At 52.6% G+C, this 19,447-nt stretch carries 20 protein-coding genes; 7 read left to right on the plus strand and 13 right to left on the minus strand.

Annotated elements, in window-relative coordinates:
• Positions 1-3 precede the first annotated feature (3 nt).
• The 4 genes from potH to rlmC are packed head-to-tail and all read left to right on the plus strand — an operon-like array spanning position 4 to position 3,506.
• Positions 4-948: a putrescine ABC transporter permease PotH gene (gene potH, locus FC814_RS08790; RefSeq protein WP_000105409.1), complete on the plus strand. Its 945-nt coding sequence runs from the start codon at positions 4-6 to the stop codon at positions 946-948.
• Positions 945-1,790 (plus strand): putrescine ABC transporter permease PotI, encoded by an 846-nt coding sequence (potI, locus tag FC814_RS08795; protein WP_085460562.1) that lies wholly within the window; start codon positions 945-947, stop codon positions 1,788-1,790. Before potH ends, potI begins: the two co-directional genes overlap by 4 nt.
• A gap of 59 nt (positions 1,791-1,849) precedes the next feature.
• A complete protein-coding gene (locus FC814_RS08800; protein WP_000389254.1) occupies positions 1,850-2,338 on the plus strand; it encodes a YbjO family protein in 489 nt (162 codons plus the stop codon).
• 40 nt (positions 2,339-2,378) lie between these two features.
• Positions 2,379-3,506, plus strand: a complete 1,128-nt coding sequence (gene rlmC, locus FC814_RS08805) for a 23S rRNA (uracil(747)-C(5))-methyltransferase RlmC (RefSeq protein ID WP_137325826.1) — start codon at positions 2,379-2,381, stop codon at positions 3,504-3,506.
• A 171-nt stretch (positions 3,507-3,677) separates the two neighbouring features.
• Here the strand turns inward: rlmC and artJ are convergent, their stop codons facing one another.
• From artJ to FC814_RS08835, 6 genes are all read right to left on the minus strand, one after another.
• Positions 3,678-4,409: an arginine ABC transporter substrate-binding protein ArtJ gene (artJ, locus tag FC814_RS08810; protein WP_137325827.1), complete on the minus strand. Its 732-nt coding sequence runs from the start codon at positions 4,407-4,409 to the stop codon at positions 3,678-3,680.
• A 275-nt stretch (positions 4,410-4,684) separates the two neighbouring features.
• Positions 4,685-5,353, minus strand: a complete 669-nt coding sequence (artM, locus tag FC814_RS08815) for an arginine ABC transporter permease ArtM (protein ID WP_000895401.1) — start codon at positions 5,351-5,353, stop codon at positions 4,685-4,687.
• Positions 5,353-6,069 (minus strand): arginine ABC transporter permease ArtQ, encoded by a 717-nt coding sequence (gene artQ / locus FC814_RS08820; RefSeq protein WP_137325828.1) that lies wholly within the window; start codon positions 6,067-6,069, stop codon positions 5,353-5,355. The genes artM and artQ overlap by 1 nt, the downstream gene beginning before the upstream one ends.
• 6 nt (positions 6,070-6,075) lie before the next feature.
• Positions 6,076-6,807 (minus strand): arginine ABC transporter substrate-binding protein ArtI, encoded by a 732-nt coding sequence (gene artI / locus FC814_RS08825; RefSeq protein ID WP_000756564.1) that lies wholly within the window; start codon positions 6,805-6,807, stop codon positions 6,076-6,078.
• Between the two features lie 18 nt (positions 6,808-6,825).
• On the minus strand, positions 6,826-7,554 hold the full coding sequence (gene artP / locus FC814_RS08830; protein WP_000027204.1) for an arginine ABC transporter ATP-binding protein ArtP: 729 nt from the start codon (positions 7,552-7,554) through the stop codon (positions 6,826-6,828).
• A gap of 217 nt (positions 7,555-7,771) precedes the next feature.
• Positions 7,772-8,287: a lipoprotein gene (locus FC814_RS08835; protein ID WP_137325829.1), complete on the minus strand. Its 516-nt coding sequence runs from the start codon at positions 8,285-8,287 to the stop codon at positions 7,772-7,774.
• 125 nt (positions 8,288-8,412) lie between these two features.
• Here FC814_RS08835 and FC814_RS08840 point away from each other — a divergent pair, with 125 nt between their 5' ends.
• Complete coding sequence (locus FC814_RS08840; protein ID WP_001160737.1) at positions 8,413-8,736, plus strand: heavy metal-binding domain-containing protein; 324 nt, start codon at positions 8,413-8,415, stop codon at positions 8,734-8,736.
• Positions 8,733-9,563: an N-acetylmuramoyl-L-alanine amidase AmiD gene (gene amiD, locus FC814_RS08845; RefSeq protein WP_001258030.1), complete on the plus strand. Its 831-nt coding sequence runs from the start codon at positions 8,733-8,735 to the stop codon at positions 9,561-9,563. The genes FC814_RS08840 and amiD overlap by 4 nt, the downstream gene beginning before the upstream one ends.
• Here amiD and FC814_RS08850 read toward each other — a convergent pair.
• The 4 genes from FC814_RS08850 to poxB all read right to left on the minus strand — a co-directional run bounded on the left by FC814_RS08850 (position 9,560) and on the right by poxB (position 14,871).
• Complete coding sequence (locus tag FC814_RS08850) at positions 9,560-10,573, minus strand: NAD(P)-dependent oxidoreductase (protein WP_024165209.1); 1,014 nt, start codon at positions 10,571-10,573, stop codon at positions 9,560-9,562. The genes amiD and FC814_RS08850 overlap by 4 nt on opposite strands.
• A gap of 99 nt (positions 10,574-10,672) precedes the next feature.
• Entirely contained in the window at positions 10,673-12,103 is a 1,431-nt protein-coding gene (locus FC814_RS08855) for an SDR family oxidoreductase (RefSeq protein WP_137325830.1), read from the minus strand.
• Between the two features lie 10 nt (positions 12,104-12,113).
• On the minus strand, positions 12,114-13,115 hold the full coding sequence (gene ltaE / locus FC814_RS08860) for a low-specificity L-threonine aldolase (protein ID WP_137325831.1): 1,002 nt from the start codon (positions 13,113-13,115) through the stop codon (positions 12,114-12,116).
• A gap of 37 nt (positions 13,116-13,152) precedes the next feature.
• The gene (poxB, locus tag FC814_RS08865) at positions 13,153-14,871 is read right to left on the minus strand and encodes a ubiquinone-dependent pyruvate dehydrogenase (RefSeq protein ID WP_137325832.1); all 1,719 of its coding nucleotides are present in this window, start codon (positions 14,869-14,871) and stop codon (positions 13,153-13,155) included.
• A 151-nt stretch (positions 14,872-15,022) separates the two neighbouring features.
• On the opposite strand from poxB, the gene FC814_RS08870 reads away from it, so the two are divergent.
• Complete coding sequence (locus tag FC814_RS08870) at positions 15,023-15,457, plus strand: DoxX family protein (protein WP_000258529.1); 435 nt, start codon at positions 15,023-15,025, stop codon at positions 15,455-15,457.
• A 42-nt stretch (positions 15,458-15,499) separates the two neighbouring features.
• Here FC814_RS08870 and hcr read toward each other — a convergent pair whose 3' ends face one another.
• The 3 genes from hcr to lysO form a co-directional block, all read right to left on the minus strand.
• On the minus strand, positions 15,500-16,468 hold the full coding sequence (gene hcr, locus FC814_RS08875; RefSeq protein WP_137325833.1) for an NADH oxidoreductase: 969 nt from the start codon (positions 16,466-16,468) through the stop codon (positions 15,500-15,502).
• 11 nt (positions 16,469-16,479) lie between these two features.
• Positions 16,480-18,132, minus strand: coding sequence for a hydroxylamine reductase (gene hcp / locus FC814_RS08880; RefSeq protein ID WP_000458798.1), 1,653 nt, complete (start codon positions 18,130-18,132; stop codon positions 16,480-16,482).
• Between the two features lie 143 nt (positions 18,133-18,275).
• The gene (gene lysO / locus FC814_RS08885) at positions 18,276-19,175 is read right to left on the minus strand and encodes an L-lysine exporter LysO (RefSeq protein WP_000491129.1); all 900 of its coding nucleotides are present in this window, start codon (positions 19,173-19,175) and stop codon (positions 18,276-18,278) included.
• Between the last annotated feature and the right edge of the window lie 272 nt (positions 19,176-19,447).

Genomic DNA, 19,447 nt, shown 5'->3' on the forward strand with positions numbered 1-19,447 from the left:
AAGATGAGTACACTTGAACCTGCTGCCCAGCCGGGCGGATTAAAGCAGTGGCTTACACAGTGGCAAATGAAGCACGGGCGCAAACTGGTGATTGCGCTGCCGTATATCTGGTTGATTTTGTTGTTTCTGCTGCCATTTCTTATCGTCTTTAAAATAAGCCTGGCTGAGATGGCGCGCGCCATTCCGCCTTATACCGAACTGATGGCGTGGGCTGACGGGCAACTGTCTGTCACCCTCAATCTCGGCAATTTCCTGCAACTGACTGACGATCCGCTCTATTTCGATGCTTATCTCCAGTCGTTACAGGTGGCGGCGATTTCGACCGTTTGTTGCTTATTGCTCGGCTATCCGCTGGCGTGGGCAGTGGCGCACAGTAAACCGTCGACCCGCAATATCCTATTGCTGCTGGTGATCCTGCCTTCGTGGACCTCATTTTTGATCCGCGTTTACGCCTGGATGGGGATACTAAAAAATAATGGCGTGCTGAATAACTTCCTGCTGTGGCTGGGGGTTATCGATCAGCCGCTGACCATTCTGCATACCAATCTGGCCGTTTATATCGGCATTGTTTACGCCTATGTGCCGTTTATGGTGTTGCCTATCTACACCGCGTTAACTCGCATTGATTATTCGCTGGTGGAAGCTGCGCTTGATCTCGGCGCGCGTCCGCTGAAGACTTTCTTTACGGTGATTGTGCCGCTTACCAAAGGTGGGATTATCGCCGGATCGATGCTGGTTTTCATTCCGGCGGTGGGTGAGTTTGTTATCCCGGAACTGCTCGGCGGCCCGGACAGCATCATGATCGGGCGCGTTCTGTGGCAGGAGTTTTTCAATAACCGTGACTGGCCGGTGGCCTCAGCGGTGGCAATCGTTATGTTATTGCTGCTGATTGTGCCAATTATGTGGTTCCACAAATATCAGCAAAAAAGCGTAGGGGAACACGGATGAATAATTTACCGGTCGTTCGTTCGCCCTGGCGAATGGTGATTTTGTTGCTGGGCTTCACCTTTCTCTATGCGCCGATGCTGATGCTGGTCATCTATTCATTTAACAGTTCGAAGCTGGTGACGGTGTGGGCCGGTTGGTCAACGCGCTGGTACGGCGAGTTATTGCGTGATGATGCGATGATGAGTGCGGTCGGCTTAAGTCTGACGATTGCCGCCTGTGCGGCGACGGCGGCGGCAATTCTTGGGACTATCGCGGCGGTTGTGCTGGTACGCTTTGGGCGGTTTCGTGGATCAAATGGCTTTGCCTTTATGATCACCGCGCCGCTAGTCATGCCGGATGTGATCACTGGCCTGTCGCTGTTGTTATTGTTCGTTGCTCTTGCTCATGCCATCGGCTGGCCTGCCGATCGCGGTATGTTAACTATCTGGCTGGCGCACGTCACTTTCTGTACGGCTTATGTGGCAGTTGTTATTTCTTCGCGTCTGCGGGAACTGGATCGCTCCATTGAAGAAGCGGCGATGGATCTCGGCGCGACGCCGCTGAAGGTGTTTTTCGTCATTACACTACCGATGATCATGCCGGCGATCATTTCTGGCTGGTTACTGGCTTTTACTCTGTCGCTTGATGATCTGGTGATCGCCAGCTTTGTTTCCGGGCCGGGAGCCACCACCTTACCGATGCTGGTCTTCTCCAGCGTGCGGATGGGGGTGAATCCGGAAATCAACGCCCTGGCAACATTGATTCTCGGCGCGGTAGGAATTGTCGGATTTATCGCCTGGTATTTAATGGCGCGCGCAGAAAAGCAGCGGATACGCGATATCCAGCGTGCAAGACGTGGCTGAAGACACTAAAATTTGCCAACCTGGCTACATAATGCCGCGCATGTCGCGGCATTGTTTTCATGGAAGACGAAACGTTGGGATTTTTTAAGAAAACATCTTCATCACATGCTCGCCTGAATGTGCCTGCACTGGTGCAGGTGGCGGCGCTCGCCATTATTATGATCCGTGGCCTCGACGTGCTGATGATTTTCAATACGCTGGGCGTGCGCGGTATCGGCGAGTTCATACATCGCAGCGTACAAACCTGGAGTTTAACGCTGGTCTTTCTAAGCAGCCTTGCGCTGGTTTTTATTGAAATCTGGTGTGCGTTTTCGCTGGTGAAAGGGCGTCGCCTGGCGCGCTGGCTGTATCTGCTGACGCAAATCACGGCCGCCAGTTATCTGTGGGCAGCTTCGCTCGGTTATGGTTACCCTGAGCTGTTCAGCATTCCTGGTGAATCGAAACGCGAAATCTTCCATAGCCTGATGTTACAAAAGCTGCCGGACATGCTCATCTTATTGCTGCTGTTTGTTCCCGCCACCAGTCGGCGGTTCTTCCAGTTGCAATAATGTGTATAATCCTCGCCCCTGATGATGTGAAGGTCAATGTATGCAGTGCGCACTTTACGACGCGGGTCGCTGCCGCTCCTGTCAGTGGATAACGCAGCCGATTCCAGAGCAACTCTCCGCTAAAACCACCGATCTTAAAAATCTGTTGGCCGATTTTCCGGTCACGGAATGGTGCGCGCCGGTGTCTGGCCCGGAACAAGGGTTTCGCAATAAAGCCAAAATGGTGGTGAGTGGTAGCGTTGAAAAACCACTGCTCGGAATGCTACACCGCGACGGTACGCCAGAAGATCTTTGCGACTGTCCGCTTTACCCTGCCTCATTTGCGCCTGTTTTTGCGGCGCTAAAACCGTTTATCGCCCGTGCGGGGCTGACGCCCTACAACGTGGCGCGCAAGCGTGGCGAACTGAAATATATTCTGCTGACTGAAAGCCAGATGGATGGCGGTATGATGCTGCGCTTTGTACTGCGCTCTGAAACCAAGCTGGCGCAACTGCGTAAGGCGCTGCCGTGGTTACAGGCGCAACTGCCGCAGCTAAAAGTCATTACCGTCAATATTCAGCCAGTGCATATGGCGATAATGGAAGGGGAGACGGAGATCTACCTGACCGAACAGCAGGCGCTGGCAGAGCGTTTTAATGACGTGCCGCTGTGGATCCGCCCGCAAAGTTTCTTCCAGACTAATCCGGCGGTCGCCAGCCAGCTGTACGCCACCGCGCGTGACTGGGTGCGGCAATTGCCGGTAAATCATATGTGGGATCTGTTCTGCGGCGTTGGTGGTTTTGGTTTGCATTGCGCAACGCCAGAAATGCAGCTAACGGGGATTGAAATTGCGCCAGAAGCGATAGCCTGTGCGAAACAATCTGCTGCTGAACTGGGTCTAACGCGTCTGCAATTTCAGGCGCTGGACTCCACTCAGTTTGCCACCGCTCAGGGCGAAGTGCCGGAGCTGGTGCTGGTTAATCCACCGCGTCGCGGCATTGGTAAACCGCTGTGTGATTATCTTTCGACGATGGCACCGCATTTTATTATCTACTCAAGCTGTAACGCCCAAACGATGGCGAAAGATATCCGCGAACTGCCAGGATATCGCATTGAGCGGGTACAGCTTTTCGATATGTTCCCCCACACCGCACATTATGAAGTGCTGACGCTGCTGGTGAAGCAATAAAAAAGCCGCATCTGCGGCTTCAGATCGCAGACCTGGTGCGCTTTGTTCATGCCGGATGCGGCGTGAACGCCTTATCCGGCCTACAAATCGTGCTAAATCAATACATTGCAGAGTCGATGTTGGCCTGATAAGCGTAGCGCATCAGGCATCTTACTTTCGTCTCAGTCTCAATTACTGCGGAAACCACTGATCGCTGATTTTCTGATATGTACCGTCTGCTTTAACGGCTGCCAGTGCGTTATTCAGTTTCTCCAGCAGAGCTTTGTTATCCGGACGTACAGCGATGCCCAGACCGGTGCCGAAGTACTGCGGATCGGTTACTTTCTCAGTCGCAACGCCCAGTTGCGGATTGGTTTTCAGCCACTCATTAACTACCGCTGTATCACCAAATACCCCATCAATACGACCATTTTTCAGGTCGATAAATGCATTCTGATAACTGTCATAAGAGACGGTTTTCACTTCCGGATGCTGATCCTGAATATATTTTTGGTGGGTAGTGCCGTTTTCCATACCAATACGTTTACCTTTCAGGTCGGCAAAAGTCTTATAGGTATCTTTTTTGGCAATCACAACGGCTGAGTTTTCGTAATAGGGGGTGGTAAAGGCGACCTGTTTGCTACGTTCCGGTGTGATGTCCATCCCGGAAATCACTGCGTCATATTTTCTGAATTTCAGTGACGGGATCAGGCTGTCGAAAGCGTGATTAGTAAAAGTACATTCTGCCTGCATTTGTTTGCATAACGCCTTTGCCAGATCGATATCAAAGCCGACGATCTGGTTATTTGCATCCATCGATTCGAATGGCGGATAAGTGGCAGAGACGCCGAAATTGATTTTCTCTACGGCAGAAGCGCCGAATGCACAGGATGCAAGTAATGCGGCAAGAACTAGCTTTTTCATGATGGAACTCCCGTCTGTCAATCTTATGATTATTAGCCGTGTCTGCGGCATGGATTTACAATGCCATCAAATGAATTTGTATGCAATAAATATGATTAAATAGTTTGCGAGAGATAAAAAAAGACGGACAACTTAGTGGGTTGTCCGTCTTCATTATAAGGATTTATGCACTATGTACGCCGCATCCGGCACAGGCACCGTGCAGGTGTCTGATGCGACGCTGGCGCGTCTTCGCAGACCTACAAAACCCCCCGGCGAATGTGTACGCAGTCACATTAATTCCGCCGTTCGAATGCCAGTGCTTTACGCTCAATCAGGCGCATCATCAGCGTCAGCAGGCCGTTAACGACCAGGTAAATAATCCCTGCCGCACCGAACACCATTACATCGTAGGTGCGTCCGTACAACAACTGGCTGTAGCCCATCACTTCCATCAGCGTAATGGTGTATGCCAGAGAGGTACTTTTGAACACCAGCACCACTTCGTTGGAATAAGACGAGAGCGAGCGTTTAAAGGCATACGGCAGAAGGATCGCCAGCGTATCTTTTTTGCTCATTCCCAGCGCGCTACAGGACTGCCATTGACCTTCCGGGATCGCGCGAATCGCCCCGTAAAACAGCTGCGTGGTATACGCCGCACTGTTCAGCGACAATGCAATTAGCGCACACAGCCACGGTTCCGACAGCAAATGCCACAGCGCCGGATACTCCTGCAACGTCGGGAACTGACCTGGTCCGTAGTAAATCAGGAAGATTTGCACCAGCAGCGGTGTACCGGTAAACAGCGTGATATAACCACGCACCAGCCACACCAGCACCGGCGTTTTTAGCGTCAGGATGATGGTAAAAATCAACGCCAGAATCAGCGCCACAATCAGCGAGGCAACCGTCAGGGTCAGGCTGGTATGCAGCCCTTTCATCAGTTCGGGTAAATACTCAAGCATCAGCCAGGTCTCCGCTCAAAACGTGTCGCGCGCAGGTCAATGCGTTTGAGAATGTACTGGCTCAACAGGGTAATCACCAGGTAAATCGCCGCCGCCACAATGTACCAGGTGAACGGTTCCTGGGTACGGGTGGCGATGCTTTTGGTTTGCAGCATTAAATCATTCACACTAATCAAACTGACCAGCGCGGTATCTTTCAGCAGTACCAGCCACTGGTTGCCGAGACCAGGCAGCGCATGACGCCACATCTGCGGCATCACCAGACGGAAAAAGATAGCCGATTTCGACAGCCCCAGCGCCTGACCCGATTCCCACTGACCCACCGGCACCGCTTTCAGTGCGCCACGCAGAGTTTGCGAAGCATAAGCGGCATACAGCAGTGACAGAGCGATAACACCGCAAAGGAACGGACTGACATCGAAGTTTTCAATCTGCATCTGCACCGGGATCTCTACAATCCCAAGATTGATGGTGAAGCCATCCGCAAGCGTCAGCAGTAACTGCGAGGAGCCAAAATAGATAAACAGCACCACCAGAATTTCTGGCAGGCCGCGCAGAATCGTCACCAGCGCCGAACCTGCCCACGCAACAGGGCGCCATTTTGCTGACTCCCATACTGCAAAGAACATCGCCAGCGCCAGTCCGACAATCAATGCACAAACGGCAAGGCCGACGGTCATCCCGGCGGCGCTTACTAAAGGAAAAAATTCATTCATCAGGAATTACTTCTGGAACCATTTGTTGTAGATGGTTTCGTAAGTGCCATCTTTCTTCACTTTTTCCAGCGCAGTATTAAATTTCTGCTGCAGTTCAGTGTTGCCCTGACGTACTGCGATGCCGAGGCCAGTACCGAAGTAATCTTTATCGGTCACTTTGTCGCCCACTGCCGCCAGTTTCGGGTTATCTTTCAGCCATTCGGTTACTACTGCGGTGTCACCGAATACACCGTCGATACGCCCGTTTTGCAGATCCAGTTTTGCGTTCTGGTAGCTGTCATACGGAACTGTGGTGATTTCCGGATGCTTATCCATAATGAATTTCTGGTGTGTCGTCCCGTTCTGCACACCGACTTTCTTGCCTTTCAGCTGATCAACGCTGGTGTATTTACCTTGCTGACCCACAAACAGGGCGGAGTTGTCATAGTACGGAGTGGTGAACAGCACCTGTTTTTCACGCTCTGGAGTGATATCCATACCCGCCATAACGGCGTCCACACGGCGGAATTTCAGACTCGGGATCAGGCTGTCAAATGCCTGGTTGGAGAAAGTACAGGTTGCATCAATCTCTTTACACAGCGCCTGTGCGAGGTCGACGTCAAAACCGACGATCTGGTTATTCGCGTCTATAGATTCAAACGGAGGATAGGAGGCTTCGGTAGCAAAACGAATGGTTTCGGCAGCTGTGGCGGAAAGACTAAAACCTGCAATTAACGCGGCAATCAGAACTTTTTTCATTGTCGTTATCCCGAATCTTTAGTGAGAGAGATAGTTTTTAAATGCTTCGGTTTGCGGCTCGGTAAAGCAGCGCGCGTCGCCTTGTTCAACGATGTGACCGTTTTCCATATACACCACACGGCTGGCGGTTTTACGCGCCACTTCAACTTCGTGGGTGACGATCACCTGGGTAATATTGGTCTCCGCCAGCTCACGAATGATGCTGACGATTTGTGCCGTAATTTCCGGATCCAGCGCGGCAGTCGGTTCATCAAACAGCAGTACCTGCGGCTCCATCATCAGCGCACGGGCAATAGCAACACGTTGTTGCTGACCACCAGAAAGGTGCAGCGGGTAACGATCGCTATAAGGTTTGAGACGCAGACGCTCCAGCAGTTTTTCTGCACGAGCCAGCGCCTGATCTTTACTCAAGCCGAGTACGCGGCATGGCGCTTCGATCAGGTTTTGCTGTACGGTGAGATGCGGCCACAGATTGTATTGCTGAAACACCATGCCGACGTTGCGACGCAGGTCGCGAATCGCTTTGTCTGACGGTGTTTTGGTGAAATCGAAATGGTTGCCTGCAATGTTGAGCGTACCGGAGCGCGGCATCTCAAGCAGATTGAGTACACGCAGCAGCGAGCTTTTCCCCGCGCCGCTGGGGCCAAGTAACACCAGCGTTTCGCCCTGCGGGCAATCCAGCGTGATATCGAACAGCGCCTGATGTGCGCCGTAGAAGCAATTAATGCCGTTTAATTGAATACTCATTGACACTCGTATACTGGCAGTCTGATAGCTATTGAGGTCGAAGATAGTACCTTTGACAGAATAATTATGCAATATTTCTGCTTTAAAAGTTAAAAGCAAAGCGCATTATTCAATAAACATAGCACAAAATAACGGGGGCGTTGTTCGGCGAGCATAAATGTCGGCATTCCTCTCAGAATGCCGGACAATTTATGGGGGTTATAATCTAATCAAGGGATTAACGATTCTCAATGGACTGGCGTAATGTCCCCGCTTTGGCGTGAACGCTGCCACCTAAATAGCGCACATCGTCGATGACCCAACACTGGCCTTCCTGAATCATCAGCACCTCATCCTGCCAGCTCTGGTCGCCTTGTTTCAGATCCACGCGCAGCGGAATATTACGTGCATCGCGATTCGGGATGGTAGAAGCACTGGCGACGCGTGCGCTGTCTGGCAAGGTGGTACGACTGGAGAAGGGATCGCTGCTTAACAATTCGCGTTGGTTGTTATCGCGGCTGGCATCACTGAGCAGTGTCGCCAGTTTGTCACTCAAGTACGGACGCAGAGCGGTAATGTCGTTACTGCGATGCTGAATACGGTAGTCATAGAATTGCTGAGCCACGCTGTCAGGGCCGCCCTGGACGCAAGAACCTGTGCGGGAGCCGTTGTCTTTATAGGCTGGCGTGACGGTGGTGCAAGCACTGAGTAACAGTGCGCAAGGGATAAGCATGGTCAATTTGCTGTAGCGCATAATGATTTCCTTATAAGCGAACACCTTGAAAGCGTTCTACGATAATAATGATATCCTTTCAATAATAGCGTATCAGTCCGATAATGCTTTTGAGATCGAAGGCTTAGCAAACAAGGAGATCGATCATGCAATTTTCCACAACCCCAACACTTGAAGGTCAGACCATCGTTGAATATTGCGGTGTGGTGACGGGCGAAGCGATTTTAGGCGCCAATATTTTTCGTGATTTCTTTGCCGGTATCCGCGATATCGTCGGCGGTCGTTCAGGGGCTTACGAAAAGGAACTGCGCAAAGCCCGGGAGATTGCGTTTGAAGAATTAGGCTCCCAGGCACGGGCGCTGGGAGCGGACGCAGTGGTTGGCATTGATATCGACTACGAAACTGTCGGGCAAAACGGCAGTATGCTGATGGTCAGCGTCAGCGGAACGGCGGTGAAAACACGTCGATGAGAAGCGTTTTCTGGCTGGTTGCGGCGATCCTGTTACTGGCAGGGTGCGCAGGCGAAAAAGGCATTGTCGAGAAAGAGGGATACCAACTCGATACCCGACGCCAGGCGCAGGCGGCGTATCCGCGCATTAAAGTGCTGGTGATCCACTACACGGCGGATGATTTCGACACGTCGCTGGCGACGCTGACCGATAAAAAAGTCAGCTCGCACTACCTGGTGCCAGCCGTGCCGCCGCGTTTCAACGGCAAACCGCGTATCTGGCAACTGGTGCCGGAACAAGAACTGGCCTGGCACGCGGGGATTAGCGCCTGGCGCGGGGCGACGCGGATTAACGATACCTCTATTGGCATTGAGCTGGAAAATCGGGGCTGGCAGAAATCAGCGGGGGTGAAATATTTTACGCCGTTTGAACCAGCGCAAATTCAGGCGCTCATTCCACTGGCGAAAGATATTATCGCCCGCTATCACATTAAACCAGAAAACGTAGTGGCACATGCGGATATTGCCCCACAGCGCAAAGACGATCCTGGTCCACTGTTCCCGTGGCAGCAACTGGCGCAGCAGGGGATTGGTGCCTGGCCGGATGCATCGCGCGTTAGCTTTTATCTGGCCGGGCGCGCGCCCCACACGCCGGTAGAAACCGCATCGTTGCTTGAGCTTTTGGCACGCTACGGCTATGACGTAAAACCTGAAATGACGCCGCGCGAACAGCAGCGAGTGATTATGGCGTTTCAGATGCATTTCCGCCCGACGTTATATAACGGCGAAGCGGATGCAGAAACTCAGGCGATTGTCGAAGCGTTGCTGGAGAAATACGGTCAGGATTAGCGCGGCAGTTTTCCGTGGTCGCGCAGCCAGGCGGCAGTTTGCTCAATACCTTCATTTAGCGTGATGATCGGCTGATAACCTAACTCTTCCTGCGCACGCGTAATATCCAGCGTAAAGTCAAAATTCAACTTGGAGACGCCGTAATGGGTCAGCGGCGGCTCTTTTGCTGACTTGCGTCCTAAACGCTCCATACTGCGGGCAATCATATCCAGCATCGGGTAGGGGACGGAACGAATACGACAGTCAATATTCAATTCGTCGATCAGCTTCTGCACGATGCTGCGCAGTGTGCGATGTTCGCCGTTGGTGATGTTGTACACACGCCCGGAAGGCAACTTATCGCACGCTTCCTGACTCGCCAGCCACATAGCGTGCACGGCATTTTCATAGTAGGTCATATCGACCAGCGCGCTGCCGCCGTGGGGTAACAGGATGCTGCCGTAGTGGTGCATCATATGCGCCAGACGGGGAATAAAAACTTTATCGTGCGGGCCGAACAGACTTTGTGGGCGCAGAATAGTAAAGCGCGTCTGTGGGTTGGTCTGCGAAAGCATATTGATCACCTCTTCGCTGGCGGCTTTGCTGCGGGCAAATTCGTTGGCGAAGCGGTGAGGGCGAAAATCTTCTTTGATATCGCGATGGTGGTGATAATCGAAGTACAGGGAGGGTGAAGAGATATGAATAAAGTTACGTACACCCCAGGCGACAGCCCATTCGCCCAGGCGGCGAGTGGCACGAACGTTTGCCAGATCGAAAGCCTGCTGCGTTCCCCACGGCGAGGTAAAGCTGGAACAGTGCCACAGTGTATCAATGCCCGCGAGCATCACCTTCGCCTGCGATGAGACCAGCTCAGTCAGATCCGCATGGACAAACTCTGCACCTATTTTTTCCAGCAATTTGCCCATCGCTTCGTTGCGACCGGTTGCTCTCACACTGATGCCTTTCCGGCATAAAAACTCAACCGCGTTTCGACCTAAACCGCTGGTGGCGCCGGTAACCAGTACCTTCATATCATTCCACTGTTGTTGATAAAACGACGAGCGCATTCTTCCGTGATTTCCTCCTTGATGCAATGGGAAACGTGAAAGAATAACGCAGGTTTTTTTCGATTAATCTGTGCTTTGTTCTGCAAGTCTGGCGATTCGTTTTGCCATGCCGCGAAAAATAAACAGATGCGCTGGGATCATCAGTAGCCAGTAAAACAACCCTGGCATACCGTGAGGATGCCAGAAGGCGCGTACATCAATAGTGCGATAGTCGCCTTTATCTTCCAGTGTAAAACACAGTCTTCCCAGCCCCGGCGCTTTCATGCCAAATAACAGGGTAAGTTGTTTTTCCGGTTCGACGATAATCACTTTCCAGCTATCCACCGCATCGCCTGTTTGCAGATATTCCCGTGCGGGGCGACCTTTCGCCAGTTTGTGACCTATCGCGCGATCCATTAGCGCCCGGGTCTGCCACAAAATATTGCCAAAGAAATAACGCTCTTTACCGCCGATTTGATTCACCACCTGCCATAAAGCCTGAAGGCTGGCGGAAGTTTTAACGGTAAACCCCGCCTGTTTGGCGAAATAACCGTATTCTGGTCGCCAGCGGGCAAAGGCCTGAGCGTCGTATCCCCAGTCGCTGGAGTTGACCAGTTTTTCTTCCTCTTTCAACGTGCTACGTACCGCATCATCGAAAGCGATCAGCGGTTGTGGAATGAGCGCACGTAACGCGGTGTCATCTGCTAACAGATCGTGTTTCAGCCCCTGAATCAACGCTTTGGCGGTGGTGGGCGGTACGGAAGTAATCACATTGAGAAACCATACCGAAATCCAGCGGGTGGGAAAGGGGATGGGGATCAACCAGCGGCGCTTACCGCTTACGGTCATAAAATGTTCAAATTGTTGTTGATAACTGAGCACCTCTGGTCCGGCAGCTTCGAAGATGCGGTGTTCGCTGGCCGGATGGTTTAACAGCGCCACCAGATAGTGCAGCAGGTTTTCCAGCGCGATGGGCGTGGTGCGTGAACGAACCCAGCGCGGCGGGGTTAGCACCGGCAGGTTGTATACCATATCGCGCATGACTTCGAACGCCGCTGAACCTGCGCCAACGATAATTCCGGCACGCAATTCGGTCACCGGGACACCCGCTTCACGAAGAATGTCCGCCGTAGCCTGACGGGCGCGCAGATGGTCTGACTGCTCATGTGGCGGGGCTTGCAGTGAACTGAGGAAGATTAATTGCTTAACCGGCACTTTGCGCAGCGCATCGCGGACGTTGAGAGCCACCTGGCGCTCCTGCGCGATAAAATCGCCGCCTTCGCCCATGCTGTGCACCAGAAAATAGACGGTATCGATATCCTGCAATAGTGCCGGTAGGTTATCCGGCCAGCTAAGATCGACTTTATGGCAACTGACATTAGCCAGTTGCAGCTTCGAAAGTCTGTCGACGTGACGTGCCGCCGCCAGGATCTGATGCCCCTGCTGGCTGAGTGTGCGCACCAGATGCTGACCAATGTAGCCACTGGCACCGAGAACTAAAATGCGTTGCGGCACGTCTCTCTCCTTAACGCGTCAGGAAAGCGCGCCAGTGGGAGGCGACTTCCGCCAGTTGTTCGCGTGAGACGTCAAGATGCGTCACCAGGCGGACAATCGGCGAGGCGTTGATCAGTACGTTTCGCGCTTTCATGTATTCACCTAACGCGGCAGCTTTTTCTTCCCCGACGCGGACAAACAGCATATTAGTGTCCTGACGCATCACATCCGCGCCTGCTTCACGCAACTGCTCCGCCATCCAGGCGGCGTTGTCGTGGTCTTCCTGCAACCGTGCAACGTTGTTTTTCAGCGCATACATCCCGGCGGCAGCCAGAATGCCGGACTGGCGCATCCCGCCGCCGGTCATTTTCCGCCAGCGGATGGCGCGTTTAATATAATCACGATTGCCGACCAGTAACGAACCGACTGGCGTACCAAGACCTTTCGACAGACAAATGGTGAACGAGTCACAATATTGCGTGATCTCTTTTAGTTCGCAGCCGTAAGCTACTACGGCATTAAAGATGCGCGCGCCGTCAACGTGCAGCGCCAGATTGCGCTCGCGGGTAAATTCCCATGCTTCTTTCAGGTATTCACGCGGCAGCACTTTGCCGTTGTGGGTGTTTTCCAGACTGAGTAATTTGGTGCGGGCGAAGTGGATATCGTCAGGTTTGATTTTCATCGCCACTTTATCCAGTGGCAGCGTGCCGTTGGCGTCTGCGTCGATAGGTTGCGGCTGAATACTGCCCAGCACCGCAGCGCCACCAGCTTCAAACAGATAATTATGCGCGGCCTGACCGACAATATACTCTTCGCCACGTTCGCAGTGACTGAGCAGAGCGACCAGGTTAGCCTGGGTGCCGGTCGGCAGAAAGATGGCGGCTTCTTTACCGGAAAGCTCTGCGGCGTAGTCCTGCAAAGCATTAACGGTAGGGTCGTCTCCGTAAACGTCGTCCCCTACCGGGGCGGCCATCATCGCTTCGAGCATGGCGCGGCTCGGTCGGGTTACGGTATCACTGCGTAAATCAATCATGGCATGTCCTTATTTATGACGGGAAATGCCACCCTTTTTACCTTAGCCAGTTTGTTTTCGCCAGTTCGATCACTTCATCACCGCGTCCGCTGATGATCGCCCGCAGCATATACAGGCTAAATCCTTTGGCCTGTTCAAGTTTGATTTGCGGCGGAATGGCTAATTCTTCTTTGGCAACCACCACATCCACCAGCACCGGGCCGTCGATGGAGAAGGCGCGTTGCAGAGCTTCATCGATTTCAGAGGCTTTTTCTACGCGGATACCCGTAATACCGCACGCTTCGGCAATGCGGGCAAAGTTGGTGTCGTGCAGTTCGGTGCCGTCAGTCAGGTAGCCTCCGGCTTTCATCTCCATCGCCACAAAGCCCAGCACGCTGTTGTTAAAGACGATAATTTTCACCGGCAGTTTCATCTGCACTACTGACAGGAAATCGCCCATCAACATGCTAAAACCGCCATCGCCGCACATGGCGACCACCTGACGTTCCGGCTCCGTCGCCTGAGCACCCAGCGCCTGTGGCATGGCATTAGCCATTGAACCGTGGTTAAACGAACCTAACAGGCGACGCTTGCCGTTCATTTTCAGATAACGCGCTGCCCATACTGTTGGCGTACCTACGTCACAGGTAAAGATGGCGTCATCGGCGGCAAAATGACTGATTTGCTGGGCCAGATATTGCGGGTGAATGGCTTTCTCGCTCGGTTTAGCTAAATCGTCCAGCCCTTTTCGGGCATCGCGGTAATCTTCCAGCGCCTTATCGAGGAACTTGCGATCGGTTTTTTCTTCCACCAGCGGCAGCAATGCACGCAGAGTCGATTTGATATCGCCGACCAGTGCCATATCCACCTTGCTGTGTGCGCCAATGCTCGCTGGGTTGATATCAATCTGAATAATTTTGGCATCGGTCGGGTAGAACGCGCGGTAGGGGAACTGGGTGCCGAGCAGCACTAACGTGTCGGCGTTCATCATGGTATGAAAACCTGATGAGAAGCCGATTAATCCCGTCATTCCGACATCATACGGATTGTCGTATTCGACATGTTCTTTACCGCGCAGGGCATGGACGATTGGCGCTTTAATTTTTCCGGCAAACTCGACTAACTCTTTATGCGCCCCCGCACAGCCGCTGCCGCACATCAGGGCGATATTGCTGGAGTAACGCAGCAGTTGCGCCAGTTTGCGTAACTCTTCTTCTTCCGGTGTGACTACCGGCTGTGGCGCATGATACCAGTGCGAGGTCGCCCCTTCTGGCGCAGGTTTTAACGCCACGTCGCCCGGTAAAACGACAACGGAAACGCCACGGTTAAGCACCGCTTTGCGCATGGCAATCGCCAGCACTTGTGGGATCTGCTCCGGGCTGGAAACCAGCTCGCAATAGTGACTACATTCGCGGAATAACTCTTGCGGGTGGGTCTCCTGGAAATAGCCGCTGCCAATTTCGCTGGAAGGGATGTGGGCGGCAATCGCCAGTACCGGAACGTGATTACGATGACAATCGAACAGGCCGTTGATTAAGTGAAGGTTGCCGGGGCCGCACGATCCGGCACAGACCGCCAGTTCTCCCGAAAGCTGGGCTTCAGCGCCAGCGGCAAAGGCCGCGACTTCTTCATGGCGAGTAGGCATCCACTCGATAGTGCCCATGCGATTAAGACTGTCGCTAAGACCGTTCAGAGAGTCACCCGTGACTCCCCAGATGCGTTTCACGCCTGCCGATTCGAGTGTTTTGGCGATATAAGCTGCAACCGTTTGTTTCATGGTTCTCCGTCTCCTGAATGTGATAACGGTAACAAGTTTAGTAGATGCTGCCTGTTGCGCTGGCTGAATACTGATATTTCTGTTGCTTTTAATCCGGGAATCGCCAAGGCTGATGCGAATGGCATTTTTACGATAAAAGGAGTTAATTCAGATGGTTACACCAATGTTAAATGCAGTGAACCGGATGCTGACGCATGAGGATTTTGGCAAATTATTGTTACGCCTGGCGGTGGGAGGATTGATGCTTTTCCACGGGATACATAAGTTATTTGCCGGAATTGACGGTATTAGTGGAATGCTGGTTGCAAAAGGTTTTCCTGGCTTTATTGCCTACGGCGTACTGATTGGGGAAGTGGTTGCGCCGATATTGATTATATTCGGTATTTTGACGCGACCTGCCGCATTGGTTATCGCCCTGACAATGGTCGTGGCGTGGTTGATGGTGGGAATGGGAAAAACAGGGATGCTTGATAAAACCGGAGCCTGGGCGATTGAAAGCCTGGTTTATTTCTTTATTGCAGCTCTCGCCGTCGCTTTTCTTGGTGCCGGACGTTATGCCGTGGCGGGTAATTCTGCCTGGCGATAATTCCTTAAAAAATGCCCGGCTAAGTTTGCCGGGCATTAAACTTTAGGCGAGCACCATATCCCCCTGCGGATGACATGAACACGCCAGTACGTAACCTTCAGCGATTTCGGCGTCGGTCAGCGTCATGGTGCTGCTCACCGTATATTCACCGGAAACCACTTTTGTCTTACAGCAGCCGCAAACACCCGCACGGCAGGCGGCGACAACCGGAACTTTGTTGCTTTCCAGCGCCTCCAGCAGCGTGGTGCCAACCGGTGCGTAAAATTCTTGCGCCGGTTGCAGTTTGGTGAATTTCAGACCGCTGGTCGCCGCTTCCGCCACTGGCGTAAAGAATTTCTCTTTAAAGAAACGTGTCACGCCAAGCGTCTTCACTTCCTGTTCCACCCAATCCATATACGGCGCCGGGCCACAGGTCATCACAGTACGCGAAGCCAGGTCAGGAACGCTTGCCAACAGTTCGCGAGTGAGACGCCCAGCGATAAAGCCCTCACTGACGTTATTTTCTGCCACCAGCGTCACCGGATAATTACGCCACTCATCGGCGAAAATGACGTCCTGCGGCGTACGCACGTTGTAGATCACCTGTACATCTGCCAGCGGACGATTTTTTGCCAGCCAGCGACGCATCGACATAATCGGCGTGACGCCGCAGCCGGCCGCCAGTAACAGGAATTTATCTTCAGATTTATCGTCGCAGGTAAATTCCCCCATCGCGTCCGAAAGCCAGAGATAGTCACCGCGTTTCACTTCGCGGGTCAGCCACTGGGAACCGACACCGTCATCAATCCGCCGCACGGTCAGGGTGATGTATTCACTCACACCAGGTGTGGAGGAGATGGTATAAGCACGCAGCGTTTCGGCTGAGTTTCGCACGCTGACCAGCGCATATTGCCCGGCGCGATACGGATAGTAATCGTGGCAAATCAGGGAAATCGTCCACACATCCGGCGTTTCTTGCTTAATGTGATGAACCTGCATCCGCCACGGGCATTGATTCGTTGGCATCGTCATCGACAAACTCCTTACGCGCTCAACAGTTGCTTCATGTCTTCTTCAACAGTGGTGATAGAACGCAGGCCGAATTTCTCATTCAGCACCGCCAGCAGGTCTGGGGTCAGGAAGCCAGGTGCAGTCGGGCCGGTGACGATATTTTTCACGCCCAGAGAAAGCAGTGTCAGCAGAATGACAATCGCTTTCTGTTCAAACCAGGAGAGCACCAGCGACAACGGCAGATCGTTGACACCGCATCCCAGTTTTTCTGCCAGCGTTACCGCCAGAATAATCGCCGAGTATGCATCGTTACACTGACCGGCATCCACCAGACGCGGCAGACCTTCGATATCGCCAAACTCAAGTTTGTTAAAGCGATATTTACCACAGGCGAGGGTCAGGATCAGGCAGTCATCCGGCACGCTGGTGGCGAAATCGGTGAAGTAGTGACGTTCGCCGCGTGCGCCGTCACAGCCGCCAAGCAGGAAGATATGACGCAGTTTTTCGCGGCTGACCAGATCAATCAGCGTATCCGCCGCGCCAAGCAGCGTCTGGCGACCAAAGCCCACAGTGATCAGGTGCGGAATTTCGCTGTACGGGAAGCCCGCCATTTGTTGCGCCTGGGCGATAACCGCAGAGAAATCTTCGCCATCCAGATGACGCACGCCCGGCCAGCCAACAATACTGCGGGTCCAGATACGATCGTCATAAGCGCCCACGGTTGGGTCGATGATGCAGTTAGAGGTCATCACGATGGGACCAGGGAAGCGAGCGAACTCAACTTGTTGATTCTGCCAGCCGCTGCCGTAGTTACCGACCAGATGTTTGAATTTACGCAGTTCCGGATAGCCATGCGCTGGCAGCATTTCGCCGTGGGTGTAGACGTTAACGCCCGTGCCTTCGGTCTGTTCCAGCAGGTTGTAGAGATCTTTGAGATCGTGACCGGAAATCAGGATGCATTTACCCGCCGTCGCTTTCACGTTGACCTGAGTTGGCGTCGGGTGACCATATTTACCGGTTTCGCCTGCATCCAGAATGCTCATCACTTTGAAGTTCATCTGACCGATTTCCATTGAACATTCGAGAAGTGCGTTCATATCGGAAGGCCAGGTTCCCAGCCATGCCATGATTTTATGGTACTGGGCGTAAATATCGTTGTCGTATTGACCGAGAACGTGTGCGTGTTCCATATAGGCCGCCGCACCTTTCAGGCCATACAGGCAGAGCAGACGCAGGCCGAGAATGTTTTCGCCAATCGCCGCTTTATCTTTGTTCGGAGTAAATTCTGCTGCCTGACGTTGCAGTTCGCCGAGATCGTCGCTCGCCAGTTGTAAGTCCGCCATCGGATTATCGACGTGGGCGTTGGCATCTACAGCCAGGCATTGTGCTTTCAGCGCCTCGCGCAGGGCAATCGCTTCACGAGCGTAGCCGACAATACGCGGAGAATCGAAGTTAACGTTGGTCAGGGTTGAGAAAAATGCGCGTGGCGCAAAGCTGTCTACATCGTGGTTGATGATGCCGTATTCACGCGCTTTTACCGCCCAGGCCGAAAGCCCTTGCAGCGCCGCGATGAGTAAATCCTGAAGGTCAGAGGTTTCCGCCGTTTTACCACACATCCCCTGCGCGTATGAGCAGCCGTTTCCTGCCGGAGTACGGATAGTTTGTTCACATTGCACACAAAACATGATCACACCTTTTAAAGTTATATTTAATATGCATGTTTAAGGTTAAGACTCTTCAAGACGGGATAAAAGGGGTTTTTCATGCAACTTTAAGGGAGATTGATTTAGCGCAATTTTGGCGGCAGGGATCTACCGCCAGAGAGGTATTACGCAGAGAAAAGGGCGATCAGAATTGGCACTAACAGACTAAGAATAAAACCGTGAACAATCGCCGCTGGAACCATCTCCAGCCCGCCTGTCCGCTGAAGCACGGGCAGGGTGAAATCCATTGATGTGGCACCGCACAAACCCAGTGCCGTTGAGCGACTGCGACGGATAAGACCGGGGATTAACATAATGGCGATTAGCTCACGAGCCAGATCATTAAAAAACGCCGCGCTTCCGATTACCGGCCCAAAAGATTCGGTCAACAAAATACCGGAAAGAGAATACCAGCCGAAACCGGAGGCCATTGCCAGCGCGGTATTGATGGGGAGATCAAGAATAAAGGCGTTAATTAAGCCACCAATTAAAGAACTGGCAACCACCACTACAGCGACAATCATTCCCCGGCGATTAAGGACAATCTGCTTTAAGGTCATGCCATTATTGCGTAGCTGAATACCGACGAGAAAAAGTAACAGAATTAAGGTGTATTCGCTGGCTTCAGTGGCGTGTTGTAAGAAACCTAATCCGCTAAGGCCAATGGCAAAACCAATTACGACTACGCCGCACAGTTTTAGCGACTCCAGCGCCATCGCAATACGTGACGGAAGTTTTTCTTGCTGATGGTGGTTGCGCCACGGCAGACCGCGCTCCAGCCACATAAGGGCGGCAATATTACACAGTAAAATAACGGTAATACTGACGGCAGAATAATGCAGAATCGCCAACAGGTTACTGGCGAGGTTATCGAGAAACGCCAGACTGATACCCATAAAAAAGAGAATAAGGTAAACCATCCAGCTTAATAGCTGATTAATAACTTTTAATGCAGCTTTTTGGCGAAGCGGAATGAGGTAACCCACAATCAGGGGAACCAGAATGATTAACAGCCCAGAAAACATGAAAACTCAGTCCTTGCAAAGAAGAAGTCGAAATGCGCGATGACACACTACTGAAAGCGGAAGGACGAGTAAAGTTGCAATTAAAAGGAAATGTTATGCACAAGAAGGGGACTGCGTTGAGCTTAAAGATCTCGTCATTCTATTTGAGAGCTTAACATTGTTGCACTCCTTTCATGTGCAATGCCATATAAAGCCACTGGTGCAAGGAGCGCGCAGGGGGCGGCCAGTCGCCGCCGCCCCCTGCACCCCCGGGCTCTGGCGAACAAAATCGC

It is taken from the genome of Escherichia sp. MR (assembly GCF_005280595.1).
Taxonomy (GTDB): Bacteria; Pseudomonadota; Gammaproteobacteria; order Enterobacterales; family Enterobacteriaceae; genus Escherichia; species Escherichia ruysiae.